17 protein-coding genes are annotated in these 20037 nt (G+C 63.7%); 9 read left to right on the forward strand and 8 right to left on the reverse strand.

Features of this window, described 5'->3' with window-relative positions; all coding sequences use genetic code 11:
* The first annotated feature begins 365 nt into the window (after positions 1-365).
* Entirely contained in the window at positions 366-851 is a 486-nt protein-coding gene (gene secB, locus XH90_RS01010) for a protein-export chaperone SecB (protein WP_194478787.1), read from the forward strand.
* A 9-nt stretch (positions 852-860) separates the two neighbouring features.
* On the opposite strand, the gene dnaQ is transcribed toward secB, so the two are convergent.
* From dnaQ to XH90_RS01030, 4 genes are read right to left on the reverse strand one after another with little or no spacing between them, the layout of a single operon-like run.
* Positions 861-1577, reverse strand: a complete 717-nt coding sequence (gene dnaQ / locus XH90_RS01015) for a DNA polymerase III subunit epsilon (protein WP_194478788.1) — start codon at positions 1575-1577, stop codon at positions 861-863.
* A 41-nt stretch (positions 1578-1618) separates the two neighbouring features.
* Positions 1619-2218, reverse strand: coding sequence for a dephospho-CoA kinase (coaE, locus tag XH90_RS01020; protein ID WP_194478789.1), 600 nt, complete (start codon positions 2216-2218; stop codon positions 1619-1621).
* 23 nt (positions 2219-2241) lie between these two features.
* Positions 2242-2850 (reverse strand): Maf family nucleotide pyrophosphatase, encoded by a 609-nt coding sequence (locus tag XH90_RS01025; protein ID WP_194478790.1) that lies wholly within the window; start codon positions 2848-2850, stop codon positions 2242-2244.
* A gap of 8 nt (positions 2851-2858) precedes the next feature.
* Positions 2859-3704 carry a pyruvate, water dikinase regulatory protein gene (locus XH90_RS01030; RefSeq protein ID WP_194478791.1) on the reverse strand — a complete coding sequence of 282 codons (846 nt, stop codon included), beginning with the start codon at positions 3702-3704 and terminating at the stop codon, positions 2859-2861.
* Positions 3705-4164: 460 nt separating this feature from the next.
* On the opposite strand from XH90_RS01030, the gene hemJ reads away from it, so the two are divergent.
* The 7 genes from hemJ to XH90_RS01065 all read left to right on the forward strand — a co-directional run bounded on the left by hemJ (position 4165) and on the right by XH90_RS01065 (position 12738).
* The gene (gene hemJ / locus XH90_RS01035) at positions 4165-4599 is read left to right on the forward strand and encodes a protoporphyrinogen oxidase HemJ (protein WP_194478792.1); all 435 of its coding nucleotides are present in this window, start codon (positions 4165-4167) and stop codon (positions 4597-4599) included.
* A 262-nt stretch (positions 4600-4861) separates the two neighbouring features.
* The gene (gene rho / locus XH90_RS01040; RefSeq protein ID WP_008133567.1) at positions 4862-6127 is read left to right on the forward strand and encodes a transcription termination factor Rho; all 1266 of its coding nucleotides are present in this window, start codon (positions 4862-4864) and stop codon (positions 6125-6127) included.
* 311 nt (positions 6128-6438) lie between these two features.
* Entirely contained in the window at positions 6439-7785 is a 1347-nt protein-coding gene (gene mnmE / locus XH90_RS01045) for a tRNA uridine-5-carboxymethylaminomethyl(34) synthesis GTPase MnmE (RefSeq protein ID WP_194478793.1), read from the forward strand.
* Positions 7786-8102: 317 nt separating this feature from the next.
* Positions 8103-9983, forward strand: a complete 1881-nt coding sequence (gene mnmG / locus XH90_RS01050; protein ID WP_194478794.1) for a tRNA uridine-5-carboxymethylaminomethyl(34) synthesis enzyme MnmG — start codon at positions 8103-8105, stop codon at positions 9981-9983.
* 118 nt (positions 9984-10101) lie between these two features.
* Positions 10102-10773: a 16S rRNA (guanine(527)-N(7))-methyltransferase RsmG gene (gene rsmG, locus XH90_RS01055; protein WP_194478795.1), complete on the forward strand. Its 672-nt coding sequence runs from the start codon at positions 10102-10104 to the stop codon at positions 10771-10773.
* Between the two features lie 30 nt (positions 10774-10803).
* Positions 10804-11670 (forward strand): ParA family protein, encoded by an 867-nt coding sequence (locus XH90_RS01060; RefSeq protein ID WP_194478796.1) that lies wholly within the window; start codon positions 10804-10806, stop codon positions 11668-11670.
* A 180-nt stretch (positions 11671-11850) separates the two neighbouring features.
* Positions 11851-12738, forward strand: a complete 888-nt coding sequence (locus tag XH90_RS01065; protein WP_194478797.1) for a ParB/RepB/Spo0J family partition protein — start codon at positions 11851-11853, stop codon at positions 12736-12738.
* Positions 12739-12808: 70 nt separating this feature from the next.
* Here XH90_RS01065 and holA read toward each other — a convergent pair whose 3' ends face one another.
* Genes holA through leuS form a run of 3 tightly spaced genes read right to left on the reverse strand, consistent with a single transcriptional unit; the run spans position 12809 to position 17002 of the window.
* Positions 12809-13837: a DNA polymerase III subunit delta gene (gene holA, locus XH90_RS01070; RefSeq protein WP_194478798.1), complete on the reverse strand. Its 1029-nt coding sequence runs from the start codon at positions 13835-13837 to the stop codon at positions 12809-12811.
* Positions 13838-13839: 2 nt separating this feature from the next.
* Positions 13840-14391 carry an LPS assembly lipoprotein LptE gene (locus tag XH90_RS01075; RefSeq protein WP_194478799.1) on the reverse strand — a complete coding sequence of 184 codons (552 nt, stop codon included), beginning with the start codon at positions 14389-14391 and terminating at the stop codon, positions 13840-13842.
* Positions 14378-17002: a leucine--tRNA ligase gene (leuS, locus tag XH90_RS01080; RefSeq protein ID WP_194478800.1), complete on the reverse strand. Its 2625-nt coding sequence runs from the start codon at positions 17000-17002 to the stop codon at positions 14378-14380. The genes XH90_RS01075 and leuS overlap by 14 nt, the downstream gene beginning before the upstream one ends.
* A gap of 263 nt (positions 17003-17265) precedes the next feature.
* On the opposite strand from leuS, the gene XH90_RS01085 reads away from it, so the two are divergent.
* On the forward strand, positions 17266-18243 hold the full coding sequence (locus XH90_RS01085; RefSeq protein ID WP_194482549.1) for a GGDEF domain-containing protein: 978 nt from the start codon (positions 17266-17268) through the stop codon (positions 18241-18243).
* Here the strand turns inward: XH90_RS01085 and XH90_RS01090 are convergent.
* Positions 18240-19943, reverse strand: a complete 1704-nt coding sequence (locus XH90_RS01090; protein WP_194478801.1) for a diguanylate cyclase domain-containing protein — start codon at positions 19941-19943, stop codon at positions 18240-18242. The genes XH90_RS01085 and XH90_RS01090 overlap by 4 nt on opposite strands.
* Positions 19944-20037 lie beyond the last annotated feature (94 nt).

Genomic DNA, 20037 nt, shown 5'->3' on the forward strand with positions numbered 1-20037 from the left:
CTACCGGGAAAATCAATCCGGCCAGTAGACCGTTCCATACCGGAACGGCAAGATGACATCACCATTTTAGGCCCGCGCGTCACGTCCGCCGATGTAGGCACGAAATTTGGCCCGGCCAATGGCGCCTTTTGGCACAGCGGGAAGTGTAGCGCGTTTTATGCTTAAGGGGAAACCCGATCCTGGGCGGAAATCGCGCATCTTCAAGCGTTTAACGCGCAATTTGGTATTCGGGGCGGGTGAAACGTCGCAGACGTGAAGCTGGCCTCGATCGACCCGCCGGGGCCGTTCGTCCTTGTGGAACGAGGCGGCCCTATGTTAGCCAACCGCCGCGAAATTCAGCCCCAATCGGGTAAGGAGACACTTTGATGACCAACGGTAACGGCACCCCTCCCGAGGCGGCCCAGGCTCCCCAGCTCAACGTGCTGGCGCAATATACCAAGGACCTCTCGTTCGAAAATCCGAACGCGCCGAGCTCGCTCCAGCCGCAGAGCCAGCCGCCCCAGATCAACATCCAGATCAATGTCAACGCCAACAATCTGAGCGATCAGGAGTTCGAGGTGACGTTGTCGGTCGAGGGCAAGGCCGAGACCGCGGGCAAGGTGATGTTCTCGTTCGAGCTCGCCTATGCCGGCGTGTTCCGTATCGCCAACGTGCCGCAGGAGAACCTGCACCCGCTGGTCATGATCGAATGCCCGCGCCTGCTGTTCCCGTTCGCCCGCGAGATCATCGCGACCGCCGTGCGCGACGGCGGGTTCCCGCCGCTGATGCTGGACCCGGTCGACTTCGTCGGTCTCTATCGCCAGAACATGGAGCGGCAGATGGCCGCCCAGGGTCAGGCCGGCCAGGCCTGATAAGCAGGCTTAGCCGGCGGGAGGAACGGCTGGAGCGGGCAGGTATTCGTTCCAGATCGCCTTCTCGCCCATCGTTGCGATGAAGGCCCGATGGGCCTCTCGCTCGGCGTCCGACACCCGCGGCGTGAGCGGCACCAGCCGCTGCCGCCGTGGTGCGTCGCCGCCAGCACTCACGCGAATCTCCTGGGTTTCAGACGCCAGCAGCAATTGCGACTGCCGCGCCCCGACCAGATCGACATAGACTTCTGCCAGCAGCTCGGAATCGAGCAGCGCGCCGTGCTTGGTGCGGTGGGAATTGTCGATCGAGTAGCGTGAGCAGAGATCGTCGAGCCGGTTCGACACGCCGGGATGCTTGCGCCGCGCCAGCAGCAACGTGTCGACCAGCCGCTCGCGCGGGATCGGGGCATGCTTGATCCGGTCGAGCTCGGCGTTGATGAAGCTGATGTCGAACGAGGCGTTGTGAATGACCAGCGGCGCATCGCCGATGAACGCCAGGAATTCCTCGACCACCTCGTGGAACAGCGGCTTGGTCGAGAGAAACTCGGCCGACAGTCCGTGCACGGCAAAGGCTTCCGCCGGCATGTCCCGTTCGGGGTTGATATAGACGTGATACGTCTGACCCGTCGGCATGCGGTTGAAGATCTCGACGCAGCCGATTTCGACCAGGCGATCGCCGCGCAGCGGATCGAGGCCGGTGGTTTCGGTATCGAGAACGATTTCACGCATTATTTTAGGACGCCGCGCCGGAAGCCGTGGAAGTCGGCGAATCAGGCCCGCCGCTGCGGCATCTTAACGACCTCGGCCAGGATGTGCGTGATTTGAGCGCGCACCGGCTCGAGTCCGTGGGAGGTATCCACGACGAAATCGGCCCGCATGCGCTTTTCGGCATCGGGCGTCTGCTTGGCGATGATGGCGTCAAGCTTGGCCGCGTCCATGGTTCCCCGTGCCAGCACCCGCTCGCGCTGCATTTCCGGCGAGGTCGAGACCACGACCACGGCATCGACGCGTTTCTCGCCGCCGGTTTCGAACAGCAGCGGGATATCGAGGACCACGACAGGGGCTTTCGCGGCTTCCGCATCGGCAAAGAATTTTTGCCGGGAAGCGCCCAGCATCGGATGAACGATCTGCTCGAGCTGCTTGATCGCGGCAGGATCGTGCACCACACGCGCGGACAACTTGGGACGATCGACCTTGCCGTTCGCGGTGGTGCCGGGGAAGGCGGCCTCGATCGCCGGCGCGGCCTCGCCCTCGTAGAGTTGATGAACCGCGGCATCGGCGTCGTAGACGGGCACACCGGCCTCCGCAAACAATTTCGCGGTGGTGGATTTACCCATCCCGATCGAGCCGGTCAGTCCGAGAATCCGCATCAGCGCCCAGCCATGTCTATCATTTACACCGCAATTAGCCGTTCGCTTCGCAGGAACGCAAGCAGCGGCAGCAGCGGCAGGCCGAGGACGGTGAAATGGTCGCCCTCGATGCGCGCAAACAGATGGATGCCGAGACCTTCGAGCTGATAGGCGCCGACGCTCGTGGTCACCGCGTCGCCGGCCGCATCGAGATAGGCTGAAAGCTCAGCCTCAGACATTGGCCGCATCGTCATGCGGGCGACCGAGACATCCTCAAAGATAATCCTACCGTCGCGCGCCACGGCTACAGCGGAATTCAGCTCGTGAGTATTGCCGGCGAGATCGTGCAGTTGCGCCAGCGCCTGCTCGCGGCCTGAGGGTTTGTTGAAGAGACGATCGCCAAGCGCCAGCGTCTGGTCGGCACCGATCACATAGCTTCCGGGACGATTGGCTGAAACCGCTTTCGCCTTTTCCCGCGCCAGCAGCAGGCCGATCTCTCGCGGGTTCGACAATTTCGACGCGGCCTGAATGCCGCGTTCATCGATGTCGGCCGTGACCGCCTCGAATGCGAGCCCGGCATTGGCCAGCAGCATTTTTCGCGCGCCGCTCTGCGAGGCCAGGATCAGAGGAGAAGTGCCGCGCCACAGACCCATCTTGAAAACTAGTCCGAGGGCCGGTTGCGCTGGCGATCGCTGTAAAGCTTCATGATCGCGGCGGCGGTTTCCTCGATCGAGCGCCGTGTGACATCCAGCAGCGGCCAGTCGTGCTTGGCGCTCAGCTTGCGCGCAAACGCGACCTCCTCGGTCACCGACTGCCTGTCGGTATAGGTGTCGCTGCCGGATCCGGATTCGGCGCCTATCGAGAGCAGTCGGTTCTGGCGGATCTGGATCAGGCGTTCCGGCGTCGCATGCAGGCTCACCACCAGCGGCCGCGTCAGCGTCTCCAATTGCGCCGGAACGGGAATGCCCGGAACCAGCGGCACGTTGGCGGTCCGGATGCCGCGATTGGCGAGATAGATCGACGTCGGCGTCTTCGAGGTGCGGGACACGCCGACCAGCACGACGTCGGCTTCCTCGAGCCCTTCCACATGCTGCCCGTCATCATGGATCATCGTGTAGTTCAGCGCGTCGATGCGCTTGAAATATTCGGCGTTGAGCACGTGCTGGGCGCCGACGCGCCCCGTCGTTGCAGCGCCGAGATAGGCTTCGAACATCTGCATGACCGGGCCGATGATCGAGAGGCTCGGAACATTGATCGCCTTGCACTTGTCCTCGAGCCTGGACACCAGGTCTTTCTCCAGCAGCGTGAACAGCACGATGCCCGGCGCTTCCTCGATCTCGTCGAGTACGCGGTCGAGCTGCTTCTGGCTGCGCACGAGGGGATAGACATGCTCGACCGGCGTGACGTTCGCGTATTGCGCGGCCACCGCGCGCGCGACCGTGATCAGGGTCTCGCCGGTGGAGTCGGAGACGAGGTGCAGATGAAAATAATTGTTCGAGGTCGGCACAAAAACTCTTTGAATTTCGTTGGGGTGGTTTGTGGATTTCTGTGGACCTTAACCCCTCGGAAAGGGATGCGCGACATCAGGGGCGGGATAAGTGCCGATTTTCTTCACACCACTGCCCCTCGGAACAAGTCTGACGCCCCGCGAGACGAGAAGCGGGATTACGCGGACAACCCGCTTGATAGACTGCGGACAGAAAGGTGCAAGCCTTTGAAGCCGCCGGGCTTATCCGGGACGGCTTGCGCTCGCCGGGATATGTTGATGGATGTGAACAAGCGCGCGCGAACGCTCGGACGGCGTTGCATGAGTCCAATCCACGGTCACTCAGACTCAAACCTTTAAGAATCTAAGATTCTAGATTTGAGGAAGGCGCACCGGACGGATATGTGTGCAGGTGAGACCTTAACGAGTTCTTACTATCCCCAGACCGCCAAGCGGCTGGGCGGAAAGTCGGATGCCGGGCATGTTTGAAGACGTCTATCTCTGGATCAAGGCGCTGCACGTCATCGCGGTCATCGCCTGGATGGCCGGCATGCTCTATCTGCCCAGGCTGTTCGTCTATCACTCGGAAGCCGTGATCGGCTCGAAGCAGTCTGAAACCTTCAAGGTGATGGAACGGCGGCTGTTCAAGGCGATCATCAACCCCGCCATGATCGTCACCTGGCTCGCCGGGCTCTATCTCGCCTGGGCCGGCCATTGGTTCACGTTCGGCTGGCTGCACGTAAAACTGGCAATGGTCCTGGCGATGTCCGCGGTCCACGGCTTTTTTTCCCGTTGGCTCAAGGACTTCGCCGCCGACCGCCGCCCCTACAGTCAGAAATTCTTCCGGATTATCAATGAGGTGCCGACCGTTCTGATGATCATCATCGTGATCATGGTGATCGTGAAGCCGTTCTAGGCAAGATTTGAGGCAAGGATCGTGAACGATCGCTCATCGCTTCGGCTTGCGGAGTGGAAAGCGATTTTCTATATTGTCGATATCCCACCCAACGCAGGCGGATGTGGTTGTGTCCGAGCTTTTTGAAGGCCGGACACCGCATCAGGTTTGAAGCCCCCACCGGCACTTAACCTTGCCAGACCTGCGGACCTTACCTTCTCACGTCCGCATTTCAGAGCCTCCTCGCACCCCCCTCCCAAGGTTACCCCACAGGACCACCCCAATGCGGGAAATCAAACTCGAAGACCTCAAATCCAAGACGCCGGCCGAGCTCGTCTCGTTCGCGGAGGAGAATGGGGTCGAGAACGCCAGCACCATGCGCAAGCAGGAGCTGCTGTTCGCCATCCTCAAGCAGCTCGCGCTCGCCGAGACCGATATCGTCGGTCAGGGCGTCGTCGAGGTGCTCTCCGACGGCTTCGGCTTCCTCCGTTCGCCCGATGCCAATTATCTGCCGGGCCCTGACGACATCTACGTTTCGCCCTCGCAGATCCGCCGCTTCGGCCTGCGCACCGGTGACACCATCGAAGGCCACATTCGCAGCCCGAAAGAGGGCGAGCGCTATTTCGCGCTGCTGAAGGTCAACACGCTCAATTTCGAGGACCCGGAAAAGGCCAAGCACAAGGTCAATTTCGACAACCTCACGCCGCTGTTTCCGAATCAGCGTTTCCGCATGGAAATCGACGATCCGACGCGGAAAGACCTGTCTGCACGCGTGATCGACATCGTCGCCCCGATCGGCAAGGGCCAGCGCGCGCTGATCGTCGCGCCGCCGCGCACGGGCAAGACCGTGCTGATGCAGAACATCGCGCATTCGATCACGCACAACCATCCCGAATGCTATCTGATCGTGCTTCTGATCGACGAGCGTCCGGAAGAAGTCACCGACATGCAGCGCTCGGTGAAGGGCGAGGTCGTGTCGTCGACCTTCGACGAGCCGGCGGTGCGCCACGTCCAGGTCGCCGAAATGGTGATCGAGAAGGCCAAGCGCCTCGTCGAGCATGGCCGCGACGTCGTCATCCTGCTCGATTCGATCACGCGCCTCGGCCGTGCCTACAACACCGTGGTGCCGTCTTCGGGCAAGGTGCTGACCGGCGGCGTGGACGCCAACGCCCTGCAGCGCCCGAAGCGCTTCTTCGGTGCCGCCCGCAACATCGAGGAGGGCGGTTCGCTGACCATCATCGCGACCGCACTGGTCGATACCGGCAGCCGCATGGACGAAGTCATCTTCGAAGAGTTCAAGGGCACCGGTAACTCGGAACTGATCCTCGACCGCAAGGTCTCGGACAAGCGTACCTTCCCGGCCATCGACATCTCCCGCTCCGGCACCCGCAAGGAGGAGCTCATCACCGATCCGCAGGTGCTGAAGAAGATGTATGTGCTCCGCCGCATCCTGAACCCGATGGGCACCATGGACGCGATCGACTTCCTGCTCGACAAGCTGCGCTCGACCAAGAGCAATTCGGAGTTCTTCGACTCCATGAACACCTGAGTGCAGTGCAATATGATCTCAAGGGGCGCCTTCGGGCGCCCTTTTTGTTGTGCGGCTTTGCTGCGGGCAAGGTGCAGCAATTTGCGGGAGCGGGCTGGAAATCAATATGTCCAGGAAGCTTCTGATATATTTACGTAATACCTGGACCCGGCCGTCAATGGGAGTTCGGGGGAGGCTGATTTTGCAGCAAAAATGCTGCGGCCGTATTGCATCGCAATAGCGGATTGCTGCGGGCTGGAGCGTAGCGAATAGTGCACCCTGCCTGGCGAACGGGAGGTTTGCCTTTTCGCCGCGAGCCGGACAAATAGGCCATGCACCCGCGAGACCAGACCATCTTTGCGCTGTCGTCCGGCCGACCACCGAGCGCGATCGCCATAGTGCGCGTCTCGGGTCCGCAAGCCGGCTCCGTCGTGACGACGCTAGCAGGCACATTACCGGCGCCGCGCAAGGCCAGCCGTCGGCTGCTTCGCGACAGCGTGGGCCTACCGATCGACGATGCCGTCGTGCTCTGGTTTCCGGCGCCGGGGACAGCGACCGGCGAGGACGTGGCCGAATTTCATGTTCACGGCGGTCGCGCCGTGCTGGCCGCAGTTCTGGCCGCAATTTCGATAATTCCGAATATGCGTGCGGCCGACCCTGGCGAGTTCACGCAGCGCGCGTTCGAGAACGGCAAGCTCGACCTCACCGAAGCCGAGGGGCTCGACGATCTCATTCATGCCGACACCGATCGTCAGCGCCGCCAGGCGCTGCGGCAGTTGCAGGGCCTGCTCGGCGATCGTGCGCGGGACTGGCGCGAGCGCATCATCGAGGCCTCAGCCTTGATCGAGGCCGGCATCGATTTTTCCGACGAAGGCGATGTGCCCGCGGAATTGAAGGCGCCGGCCGTGAAGGCGATCAAGGCGCTGCACGCCGAAATCACAAAAGTCCTTGCGGCACAGGGACATTCTGAACGTCTGCGCGACGGCCTCGTGGTCGCAATTGCCGGCGAGCCGAATGTCGGCAAGTCGACACTGATGAATCAGCTCGCTCGCCGTGAGGTCGCGATTGTCTCACCGCATGCGGGCACGACGCGCGACGTGATCGAGGTGCAGCTCGATCTCGACGGCTATCCCGTCACCGTCATCGACACGGCCGGGATCAGAGAGACCGACGATCCCGTCGAGCAGGAAGGCGTGCGCCGGGCACGGGCACGGGCCGAAGCTGCAGACCTGGTGCTTTGGCTGGTGGAGGGGGAGCGCGCAGCCAATCCAGACACAACGCGCTCACTTCGGAAATTCGCACAGGGGGACCGGCCCGGCGGGTCGGTCTGGATCGTGCGCAACAAGATCGATCTCGGCGGGGTCGGGCGGCGCGGGGAGTTCGGGATCTCGGCGAGAAGTGGCGATGGCATTCCCGAACTGGTCGAGGCCCTCGTGACATTCGCGGCCGAGTTCTTCGGAACCACCGAGGGCGCATTGGTGACCCGAGCCCGGCAACGGGATCTGTTGAGCCGCGCGTCTGACAGCTTGCGTCGGAGTCTGGAGCTTGTAGAAGAGGGCGAAGAGCTCGCCGCGGAGGAACTACGTGCCGCCGCCTATGCTCTCGGCCGCCTGCTGGGCCGGGTGGACGTCGAGGACGTCCTAGGGGCCATCTTCCAGAAATTCTGTATCGGAAAGTAGTTCTAGTTCTTCAATGTAGAACTAGCGTTTGTTCCATTACTTGGTGTTTCACGTGAAACGATGTTCGGCAGTTCCGGATTGTTTCACGTGAAACACTCGCTGCCTCGACCCGTCATTGGCCGTGGCGGCTGCCGTCCCCTCTCATCTAGCGCCAGGCGTCGACCCCTCTGTTTCACGTGAAACAGGAGCCACTCCAAATGCATTTCCTACTGTGCATGGGGTTGTTCTGCGGAACCCAGCAGCGTCGTTTCACGTGACACATCCGACTCACCCAGTTTCCACTTCCGGCTTTCCGGCCTCTGAGCTAGAAGTCCGCCATGCGATCAGAGCGAGAAAACTTCGACGTCATCGTCATCGGCGGCGGTCATGCCGGCTGCGAGGCTGCGGCTGCGGCCGCCCGGATGGGTGCGGCGACCGCTCTGGTGACGCACCGTTTCTCCACCGTCGGCGCGATGTCCTGCAATCCCGCCATCGGCGGTCTTGGCAAGGGCCATCTGGTCCGCGAGGTCGATGCTCTCGATGGTCTGATGGGCCGGGTCGGCGATGCCGGCGGCATCCAGTTTCGTGTCCTCAATCGCAGGAAGGGTCCAGCTGTCCGCGGTCCCCGGGCCCAGGCCGACCGGAAACTCTATGCCGCTGCGATGCAGGCTGCGATCCGGGAGACGGCAGGTCTTTCCGTCATCGAAGGCGAGGCCGACGAGCTGATCGTGGTCGATGGCCACGTGACCGGACTTCGCCTGGCTGACGGCCGGGAACTCCGGGCAGGGGCCGTTGTCGTCACCACCGGCACCTTCCTGCGCGGTCTGATCCATCTCGGCGAGAAGAATTGGCCGGCTGGTCGGGCAGACGAGGCCCCCGCGATGGGTCTTTCAGCCTCCTTCGAGCGCGCCGGTTTCACCCTCGGGCGTCTCAAGACCGGCACCCCTCCGCGTCTGGATGGTTCGACGATCGACTGGTCCGCAGTTGAAATGCAACCCGGTGACGAGCCGCCAGAGCCGTTCTCGGTGATGACGGATCGGATCACGACGCCGCAGATCCAGTGCGGTATCACCCGGACTACGGGCGCCACCCACGAGGTGATCCGGGCCAATGTCCATCGCTCCCCGATGTACTCCGGCCAGATCAAGAGCTCCGGTCCTCGCTATTGCCCTTCGATCGAGGACAAGATCGTCCGCTTCGGCGACCGGGACGGCCATCAGATCTTCCTGGAGCCGGAAGGCCTCGACGATACGACCGTCTATCCCAACGGCATCTCGACCTCGCTTCCTGAGGAGGTCCAGCTCGCGATCCTCGCCAGCATCCCGGGGCTTGAGCGGGTGAAGATGGTCCGTCCCGGCTACGCCATCGAATACGATCACATCGATCCCCGCGAGCTCGATCCGACCCTCCAGACCAAGCGTCTGCGCGGTCTGTTCCTGGCCGGCCAGATCAACGGCACCACCGGATACGAGGAAGCTGCCGGGCAAGGCATCGTCGCTGGTCTGAATGCGGCGCTCTCCGCCAGCGGTGCGGCTCTGACGGTGTTCGATCGCGCAGATGGCTATCTCGGCGTGATGATCGACGATCTCGTCACCCGCGGGATCAGCGAGCCCTATCGGATGTTCACCTCGCGGGCCGAGTACCGGCTGACCCTGCGGGCCGACAACGCGGATCAGCGCCTGACCGAGAAGGGGATCGCACTGGGATGTGTCGGGAATGCCCGGATGCAGTATCACCGGACCAAGATGGACGCCCTGAACGCGGCTCGCACACTCTCGAAGTCGCTGACGATCACCCCGAACGAGGCGATCAAGCACGGGCTGTCGCTGAACCGGGACGGGCAGCGCCGCTCGGCCTTCGAGTTGATGGCCTATCCTGACATCGGCTGGAGTCAGGTCCGGGCGATCTGGCCGGAACTGTCGGTGATCGCTCCTGGCATCGCCACCCATCTCGAGATCGACGCCAAATACGATGTCTATCTGGAGCGCCAGAGCGCAGACGTCGATGCCTTCCGGCGCGACGAGGGAATGGTGTTGTCGGAGATCGACTACAGCCTCGTCCCCGGTCTCTCCAACGAGGTCCGTGCCAAGCTGGAGAAGGCGCGGCCATTCACGGTCGGCCAGGCTGGCCGGATCGATGGCATGACACCGGCGGCACTCGGCATCCTCGCGGCCTATCTCCGCCGCGAAGCACGCAAGTCGTCCAAGGCAATCGCATAAGCCAATCGCATAGGCGTTTCACGTGAAACAGCGCGGACCGGGCGGGGACAGACCGCTATCGCGACGAGGGGGTGAGGGCGCCGGTCGTCGACCGGACCTGGAGCCGAGCAAGCCGAAGATGGACAAGGCCAGCGCCAACGGTCACGCACTCGATTCCATCATCGCCGCCGACAAGCGCAAGGCGCTCAAGCTCGCCCCCGTTTCACATGAAACGGAAGCCCGCCTCGATCGCTACATCGCGCTGCTCCGGGAATGGCAGGCCAAGACCAATCTGGTCGCGCCCTCGACCCTGCCGCACCTCTGGACCCGGCACATCGCCGACTCGCTTCAGCTTGTCGATCTCGCGCCATCAGCCAAGCGTTGGGCGGACCTCGGCAGCGGCGGCGGTTTTCCAGGTGTGGTCCTCGCCTGCGCCATGGCCGGGACGCCGGGTGCGAGCGTTCATCTGGTCGAGCGAATCGCCAAGAAGGCCGCGTTTTTGCGCGAAGCTGTTCGCGTCACCACATCTCCGGGGATCGTACATCTCGCTGAAATCGGGGATAATGTGGATAGAATCACCGGCCCAGTCGATTGCGTCACCGCACGCGCGCTGGCTCCGCTACATCAACTCATCGGCTTTGCGGAGCCGCTGATGCGCCATGGCGCAAAGGCGCTGTTTCTCAAGGGTCAAGATGTAGAGGCTGAATTGACCGAAGCCGCTAAATATTGGAATATTCAGCCGCAGCTTCACCAGAGCCGGACGGGTGATGGGTGGATCGTCGAGTTGACTTCGGTTGAACGGCGCAGGTGAGGCGCTCAGGGGTTGAGTTGGGGAATTTCGATGACCGTGACTGACGAGCCGCAGCAAGACGAGACCGCCCAAGCAAAGGCCGAAGTTCCGCACGGGCACCCGCGCATCCTGGCGCTGGCGAATCAGAAGGGCGGCGTGGGCAAAACAACCACGGCGATCAATCTTGGTACGGCACTCGCTGCGATTGGCGAGCGTGTCCTGATCGTCGATCTCGATCCGCAGGGCAACGCCTCGACCGGCCTTGGCATCGATCGCCGCAACCGCTCCTGCTCGACCTACGACGTGCTGATCGGTGAAGCCCCCCTGCGCGAGGCCCTCGTCTCGACTGCGGTGCCCCGGCTGCACATCGCGCCCTCGACGATGGATCTTTCCGGCCTCGAGCTCGAGCTTGGTACCACGGCCGGCCGCGCCTTCAAGCTGCGCGACGCGATCGGCGCGCTCAACAACAACGTCTCGCCCGAGGCCGACTACACCTATGTGCTGATCGACTGCCCGCCTTCGCTGAACCTGCTCACGGTGAACGCGATGGCCGCATCGGACGCGATCCTGGTGCCGCTGCAGTGCGAGTTCTTTGCGCTCGAAGGTCTGTCGCAATTGCTCCAGACGGTGGAGCAGGTGCGCTCGACGCTCAACCCGAACCTGTCGATCCACGGCATCGTGCTGACCATGTTCGACTCGCGCAACAACCTCTCGAACCAGGTCGTTGCCGACGTCCGCCAGTTCATGGGCGAGAAGGTCTACAAGACCATGATCCCGCGCAATGTGCGCATCTCGGAAGCCCCGTCCTACGGCAAGCCGGTGCTGGTCTACGATCTCAAATGCGTCGGCAGCGAAGCCTATCTGCGGCTCGCCACCGAAGTGATCCAGCGCGAGCGCGAGCTGCGCGTCACGCATTGACGGAGAGAACCGTAGGGCGGGTTAGTGCCGCAGGGTGGGTTAGCCAAAGGCGCAGCCCACCACTGTCCATTTCCGCGGAAGCAGAAGAGGTGGGTTACGCTTTGCTAACCCACCCTACGATTCTACAGGTTTCGAAATTCAGTTCTGGAGTGCTGCAGCGTGAATCCAAGGGAGCTGGCGATGGCCGACGAAGCGCGTTCGCGATTGGGCCGGGGTCTTGCAAGTCTGATCGGTGATGTCGGCGGCGAGGCTCAGCACGTCGACCGTCCGCGCGCGCAGCGCAAGGTGCCGATCGAATTCATCAAGGCCAATCCGCGCAACCCGCGCCGCACTTTTTCGGACACCGAGCTCAAGGAGCTCTCCGAGAGCATCAGGCAGCACGGTGTGATCCAGCCGATCGTGGTGCGGCCCGTGAAGGGCACGCAGGATCGCTTCGAGATCATCGCGGGCGAACGGCGCTGGCGCGCCTCGCAGATGGCCGGCCTCCATGAAGTGCCCATCGTGCCGGTCGACATCAGCGACAGCGATGCGCTGGAGTTCGCGATCGTCGAGAACGTACAGCGCGAAGACCTCAATCCGATGGAAGAGGCGCAGGGCTATCATGCGCTCGCCAACGAGTTCAAACGCAGCCAGGACGACATCGCCAAGGTCGTCGGCAAGAGCCGCAGCCACGTCGCCAACATGATGCGGCTGACGAAGCTGCCGGCCGAGGTGCAGGCCTTCATCGCGACCGGTGAGCTGACCGCCGGTCACGCCCGCGCGCTGATCGGCGTGCCTGATCCGCTCGCCGCGGCCAAGCGCATCGTCGCGGAAGGTCTCAACGTCCGCCAGGCCGAAGCGCTGGCGCATGAAGAGGGCGTGCCGGAGCGCAAGCCGCAAAAGGCGCGCGCCACCGGGGCTAAGGAAAAGGACCCAGATACGATCGATCTGGAAAAGCGCGTCAGCGATGCGCTTGGCCTCAAGGTTACCGTCAATCACCGCGATCCCGGCGGCTCGGTCCAGATCAACTACCGCAACCTCGATCAGCTCGACGAGGTGATGAAGCGGCTCGCGAAGGGCGCGCTGTAGGCGCACCCTTGGTGTCGTCCTGGTGAAAGCCAGCTCTCCGCGCTTGCAACGATTTGGAGAGAGCGGGGACTTACCCCCTTCGCTTCGCATTCGCGGCGATCGCCATCAGCGTGCGTTGGGCAATGGCAGCAGCCAGGGTCGATTGCTTGCGGGTGTCGAGCGCGGCGGTTGCAAGCTGCTCGATGATGCCGGCGAGCCGTGCCGCGCTGAAGTTACGCAGCGCGGTCTCGACCATGGGTTTTCGTGAAAAATGCAGCCGCGGAAATCCGCCGTCGAGCACGGCGGAGGCGGGCTGGCCATCGGCGATCGCGAGTGCGGATTTGTGCAGCCACGCGGCTTGGCGCTGCGCGGCCGAGATGATGACACCGGGATAGGTACCCGCGATCATGGCCTTTGCGAATTCGGTCTCGACGATGTCGGGCCGGCCGGCGAAGGCGCCGTCGACGATCGGGTCGAGCTTCAGTTCGGACGCATCGGCGACGACGGACATCACGTCGTCGAGCGTGATCTCGCCTTTGCCATGGGCGTAGAGCGTCAGCTTGCGCAGCTCGTTGCGCGAGGCCTGTCGGTCGCCGCCGAGGAACGACATCAGCGCGGCGCGGGCATCCTGCGCGATGCGCAAGTTCGCGATGCGGAGCTCGTCCTCCATGAGCTTGGCGAGATCGCGCTCGGTGTCGGGATAGCAGCCGATCGCAACCGCGGTCCTGGCCTTCTCGCAGGCCTTGCGCAGCGGCGACTCAGGGCGCAGCTCGCCGGCCTCGATCACGATGCGGCAATCCTTCACGCTCATCTCGGACAGCGTGTCGACGCCGGCGGCAAAGCTGCGCGAGCCGGCGCGGATACGAATGGCGCGGCGGCCGCCGAACAGCGGCACGGTCATGGCTTCGTCGACGAGGCGCGAGGGCTCGGCGGAGAGTTCGTCACCGTCGAGCTTCACCAGCGAGAAGGGATCGTTGGGATCGTCGACGGCGGACGCGATCAGCGCGTCGGCACGCTCGCGCACCAGGCCGGCATCGGGACCGTAGAGCAGGATGATCGGGCGGCCCGCATCGGGTCGAGCGAGGAAGGCGTCGATCTCTTTTCCGCGCAGCGCGACCAATCTTAGGTGCCTGCAGTGAAGAACGCGGCGAGCCTTGTGTTGATGTTCTCGGCGATCTCGTTGGCGGCACGATCCTCGGCGTCACGCACTGCGCGATTGCGGGCGAAGCGCTGGTAGGAACCGGGCAGGTCGTAGGACACGCGCGAGAACGTGGTGCCGGTCATGACCGACTTGCCGGTCGCAACCTCGATCAGATTGTACTGGCAATCGATGCCGTAGTTCTCGGTGTTCGGCAGGCCGGTATTGGCATCGACGATCAGCGAGGTCTTGCTGGTGTTGAAGCGGATATCCAGCCGGTGGGTCGGCGGCATGCCAGTGGCCGAGCCGTAAAGCTTGAAAGCGAGGGCGTTGCGAACCTCGACGCCGACCCGGGCCTCGCGCGAGGCGTTGGCCTTGTTGATCGGAGGAAGCTCGACCCCCATCAGCTTCTCGCGCAAGCCCGGCGTGCCGTCGGTATGCTCGGCATACATCGGCTGGAAGCAACCGGCCGTCGTCGCCGCCAAGGCGGCGACCGCGAGCAGGCGGGCTGCGATGCGGATCCTAGCCGACAACATTCACGATCCTCTTGGGGACGATGATCACCTTGCGGACGGGCTTGCCGTCCAGGGCCAGTTTTACAGCATCGAGGGCCAAAGCGGCAGCCTCGATTTCCGGATTCTGGGCCGCTGTTGCAACCGTGACCTCACCCCGCTTCTTGCCGTTGACCTGGACCACCAGGGTCACGCTGTCTTCAACCAGCAAATCGCGTTCGATTTGCGGCCAATTGGCCTCGGAAACCAGCCCCGGTTGGCCGAGAACCTGCCAGCACTCCTCGGCCAGGTGCGGCATCATCGGGGAGAACAGCTGGACCAGGATCTGGCTGGCCTCCCGGATCGCCCAGGCCATATCAGCGGCGGGCTGGCCGGGTCGCTGGAGCACCTCCGAGAAGGTATTCGTGAATTCACGGATATGGGCGAGGCAGACGTTGAAGTGCAGCCGCTCGACACCTGTCGTGACCTTGTCGAGCGCGCCATGGGCGGCCTTGCGCAAGAGGACCGCATCGTCCCCGAACGAGGCCGGGCGGGTTGCCGGAGCAGACTTGCCGAGTTCCACCGCGTCGTTCACCAGCCGCCAGAGCCGCTGCACGAAGCGCGAGGCGCCCTGGACGCGTTCATCGCTCCAGATCACGTCGCGGTCGGGCGGGGAGTCTGACAGCATGAACCAGCGAGCGACGTCGGCGCCATAGGTCGCGATGATGTCGTCGGGGTCGACCGTGTTCTTCTTCGACTTCGACATCTTCTCGATCGGACCGATCGCGACGTCCTCGCCCGTGCCGAGCAGCGTCGCGCGGCGGCCGTTGCCGCCGACCTCGATCTTCACCTCGGCCGGCTGCACCCAGGTGCCGTCGGCCTTCTGGTAGGTCTCGTGCACGACCATTCCTTGCGTGAACATGCCGGCGAACGGCTCGTCCAGTGCGAGGTGTCCGGTTGCCTTCATGGCGCGGGTGAAGAACCGGCTGTAGAGCAGATGCAGGATCGCGTGCTCGACGCCGCCGATATACTGGTCGACCGGCAGCATCCGGTTGGCGACCGCAGGCGTCGTCGGTGCGGTCTCGTTCCAGGGGTCGGTGAAGCGGGCAAAATACCAGGACGAGTCCACGAAGGTGTCCATGGTGTCGGTTTCGCGGCTAGCCTTGCCGCCGCACTTGGGGCACGTGACGTGCTTCCAGGTCGGATGATGGTCGAGCGCGTTGCCCGGCTTGTCGAAGCTCACATCCTCCGGCAGCACCACCGGCAGGTCGGCGTCCGGCACCGGCACGACGTCGCATTTCGGACAGTGGATGACGGGAATCGGGCAGCCCCAATAGCGCTGGCGTGAAATGCCCCAGTCGCGCAGGCGGAAATTGACCTGACGCTCGCCGACCGGAGCGTTGCCGCGCAGCTCGCTCTCCAGGCGCTTTGCGACCTCGTCCTTGGCCTGCTCGATGGTCATGCCGTCGAGGAAGCGCGAATTGATCATGCGGCCGTCACCGTCATAGGCGGTGTCGGTGATGACGAACGATTTCGCATCCTGGCCTTCGGGACAGACGACCGGCGTATTGCCGAGGGCATATTTGTTGACGAAGTCGAGGTCCCGCTGGTCATGCGCGGGGCAGCCGAAGATCGCGCCGGTGCCGTATTCCATCAGCACGAAGTTGGCGACATAGACGGGCAGCTTCCAGCTCGGATCGAACGGATGCACCGCGCGAATGCCGGTGTCGAAACCCTGCTTCTCCGCGGTGTCGATGATCGACTGCGCGGTGCCGATCTTCTTGATGTCGGCGATGAATTCCGCGAGATCAGGGTTCTTCGCGGCGGCCGCCTGTGCAAGCGGATGATCCGCCGAGATCGCCATGAACTTGGCGCCGAACAGCGTGTCCGGGCGCGTCGTGAAAATCTTCAGCTCGCTCTCGCCGGCGGGCGTGGTCGCCGCATCCAGCGCGAAGCGGACCAGCAGGCCCTCGGAACGGCCGATCCAGTTGCGCTGCATCAGCCTGACCTTGTCGGGCCAGCGGTCGAGGCCATCAAGCGCGGACAGCAATTCCTGCGAGTACTTCGTGATCTTGAAGACCCACTGGCTCATCTCGCGCTGTTCGACAACGGCGCCCGAACGCCAGCCGCGGCCGTCGATCACCTGCTCGTTGGCGAGCACGGTCATGTCGACCGGATCCCAGTTCAGCTTGCGCTTCTCGCGCTCGGCGAGGCCCGCGGCGAGCATGTCCAGGAACATCTTCTGCTGATGCTTGTAGTAGCTGGGATCGCAGGTCGCGAATTCGCGGCTCCAATCCAGCGACAGCCCGATCGAGCGGAGCTGCTTCTTCATCGCGGCGATGTTGTCGTAGGTCCAGGCCTTTGGCGCGACCTTGCGCTCGATGGCGGCGTTCTCGGCCGGCAGGCCGAACGCGTCCCAGCCCATCGGGTGCAGAACGTTGAACCCCTTGGCGCGCATGAAGCGGGCCAGCACGTCGCCGAGCGTGTAGTTGCGGACGTGGCCGATATGGATGCGCCCGGACGGGTAGGGGAACATCTCCAGCACATAATATTTCGGCCGCGAATCGTCGTTCTTCGAGACGAAGATCGCCTGTTCGTCCCATTGGCGTTGCCAGCGCGGTTCGGCGTCGCGGGCGTTGTAGCGTTCGGAGGTCATGGAATCGTTGCGTTTTCGTGGTTTCGGCGGCCTGAAGAGGCCGGACTAGGCCATAGAAGTCCTCGGGGGGTCAATGGGTTGCCGCGGCAAGCCGAGCCCCGCAATGCTGCTCCGCAAAAGTACGGATGAGGGCATTGGGATCGGATTAAGGGGTCGGTGCGAATTTGGCCGCCAACAGCACCCCGCGTCAGGCGATGGCCCCAGATTTCCACGATCCCGATTACGACTATGCCGCGTCCATCGCCGGACAGGCGGTGCGGAGCATGGCCGAACAGCGGATTCCGCCGACGCCGACCAATTTCGCCATCTGGTTCCAGTATTACGCCGGCAGCCATGACGATCTGCGCAACGCCGTCGACCTCCTGATCGACCACAACCGTCCCTTCGACACCAGGACCAACCAGGACCTGTTCGAGACCTATATCGCGCCTCAGGTCAGCGCCGTCGTGCTCGACACGTCCGAGCGGCTCCAGACCCTGATGGGAGCGGCGAAGGAGTTTCTGGCGACCGCAATCGCCGACAACCGCTCGCAGATGCAGGTGATCAGCCAGGTCGCCGACCAGGGCCAGGCCGGCGTCGACCCGAAGACGCTGGTCGCCCGGCTCATGAACGAGCTGGCGCGGGCGGCCACACGAACGACGCGGCTCGAGGCGGGCTTTGCCGAAAAGGCCCGCGAGCTCGACGTGATCCGCGATTCGCTCAGCAAGTCCGAGGAACGCGCGCGGACCGACACGCTGACGGGTCTGGCAAACCGGCGGGCGCTGGATGAATTCCTGCGCAAGGCGCAGACGACGGCGGATTGGGGCGAGCCGCTCAGCGTGCTCCTGCTCGACATCGACCACTTCAAGACCTTCAACGACAATTTCGGCCACGGCGTCGGCGATCAGGTGTTGCGGCTGATGGCGAAAGTGTTGCGCGAAAAGGTTCGCCCGCAGGATCTGCCGGCCCGCTACGGCGGCGAGGAGCTCATCGCGGTGCTGCCGGATGCCGATCTTTCTGCCTGTGCGGAGATCGCCGAGCGCATCAGGCGCGCGATCGGAGAATGCACCATCACGCGCCGCTCCACCGGCGAGGTGCTGCCGAACATCACGGTATCGGTTGGCGTGGCGCAGTATCGGACTGGCGAGGCGACCGCCGATCTGATCGAGCGCTGCGATCGCGCGCTCTATCTCGCCAAGGGCGGCGGCCGCAATCGCATCGTGACGGAAAACGAGGTCGATCGCGCCGAGGCTGCGGGTTAGGCGCTCGCCGCTATCTTCATGCCCGGCGTGCCGCTCTCGATCGCCTGCACGCCGTGCTCGACGACATTGTTGCGGCCGCGATGTTTGGCGGCGTAGAGCGCAGCGTCTGCGGCTTCGATCAGATCGCCCGGACGCAAGGCCTCGTTGGGCCGCGTTGCCGCAACGCCGATCGACACCGTGACCACCATGTGAGCGGACGTGATGTGCGGCAGGCAGAGTTTCAGCACGGCCGCGCGCACCTGCTCGCCGATCTCGACGGCGCGGTTCACGTCGGTGTTCGGCAGCAGGAGACAGAACTCCTCGCCGCCATAGCGCGCCGCAAAGCCCATCGTGTCGGCACCGATTCCGGACAGCGATTCGCCGAGCCGGGTCAGGCAGGAATCGCCTTCGAGATGGCCGTAGGTGTCGTTGAACAGCTTGAAATGATCGACGTCGATCATCAACAGCGCGAGCTCGCTGCCATATTGCTGCGCGCGCATCCATTCGAAGTCGAGCCGGCTCTGGAAGCCGCGGCGGTTGGCGAGGCCCGACAGCATGTCGATCGACGCCATCACCGTCAGGCGGTCGTTGGTCGCGATCAGCTCGCGCTCGCGCTGGCTGAGCTGGGCCGCCATCGCGTTGAAGGCGCGCGCCAGCGGCACGAATTCCGACGGCAGGCTCTTGCGCGCGGCGCGGGCCGACAGATCGCCCTCGCCGAGGCGCTTGGCCATGTCGGCGAGCATCTCGATCGGCTTGATCACGAGCTTCTCGGCGGCGATCAACGCGCCGAGCAGCACGAACACGACGACGAAGGCGAGCTGGAGATAGGCGGTACGGATGTCGCGGCTGACAGCCGCGGACACCTTGTCCTCGTCGATGCTGGCGATCAGGCGGGAATTGGTGCCGGCGATGCGGATGAAGCTGACCGCGCGGCGGGAGCCGTCGGCGGCGAGAAACGCCAGCGATCCCTCGTCCTGGTCGGAGCGCAGCGCCATGTCGGCGATCGCCGACATCAGCGGCATGTTGTCGAGGGGCCGTCCGACCGCGCTGTGCTGGTCGGCGGGCGCCGCCAGCACGGTGCCGGCGCTGTCGACCAGCACCGCCGTGATGCCGGCGCGGCCGCCGAGATTGTTCATCACCTTCGACATCCAGTCGAGGTTGACGGTCGCGAGCACGACGGCGTCGGCGACGCCGCTGAACGCGGAGACCGGATAGACCGCCATCACGGTCGGCGACTGCACCGGCCGCGACAGGATGAAGTCGGACAGCACGAAGCGGCCGGTCTTCTGCGCCTGCTGGAAATAAGGCCGGTCGGAAAGATCGAGGCCGACATACATGTTGTTGGTCGCGCACTGGATGCGGCCGTCCTGGCCGGCGATCAGGAGCGTGCGGATCCAGGGCAGGCTCGTCGGCAGGCTGGCGCGCAGCACGTCGCAGCTCTTGCTCACGCCGCCGGCGGAGGCGCGGATGAAGGCTTCCGATTTCAGGATGGTCTCGACCGACGAGATCACTTCGCGCTGCGCGTCTGCACTGTGCCGTGCGACGGTGGTGAATTCGGCGGTGGCCTGTGCGATCTGCTTGGTGCGGGTATCCTCGAGCGAGCGGATGCGCTCGAGCATCAAGGGCGCGACCAGAATCACCGCGAGCAATGCAAGCCGGGCCCTGATGCCCAGGACCTGCTTGAGTTTTGCTCGTTTGCGGTTGAAACTGACGTTTGCCATCTTCGCGACCCACCCCGCGGGCAAGGTAAAGCGAAGGGTTCAAAAACTCTTTCTTGAACTCGGTAAAATTGGAACTACCTCCGCTAAGCCCACA

Origin of the sequence: Bradyrhizobium sp. CCBAU 53338 (assembly GCF_015291665.1) — a bacterium.
Lineage (GTDB): Bacteria > Pseudomonadota > Alphaproteobacteria > Rhizobiales > Xanthobacteraceae > Bradyrhizobium.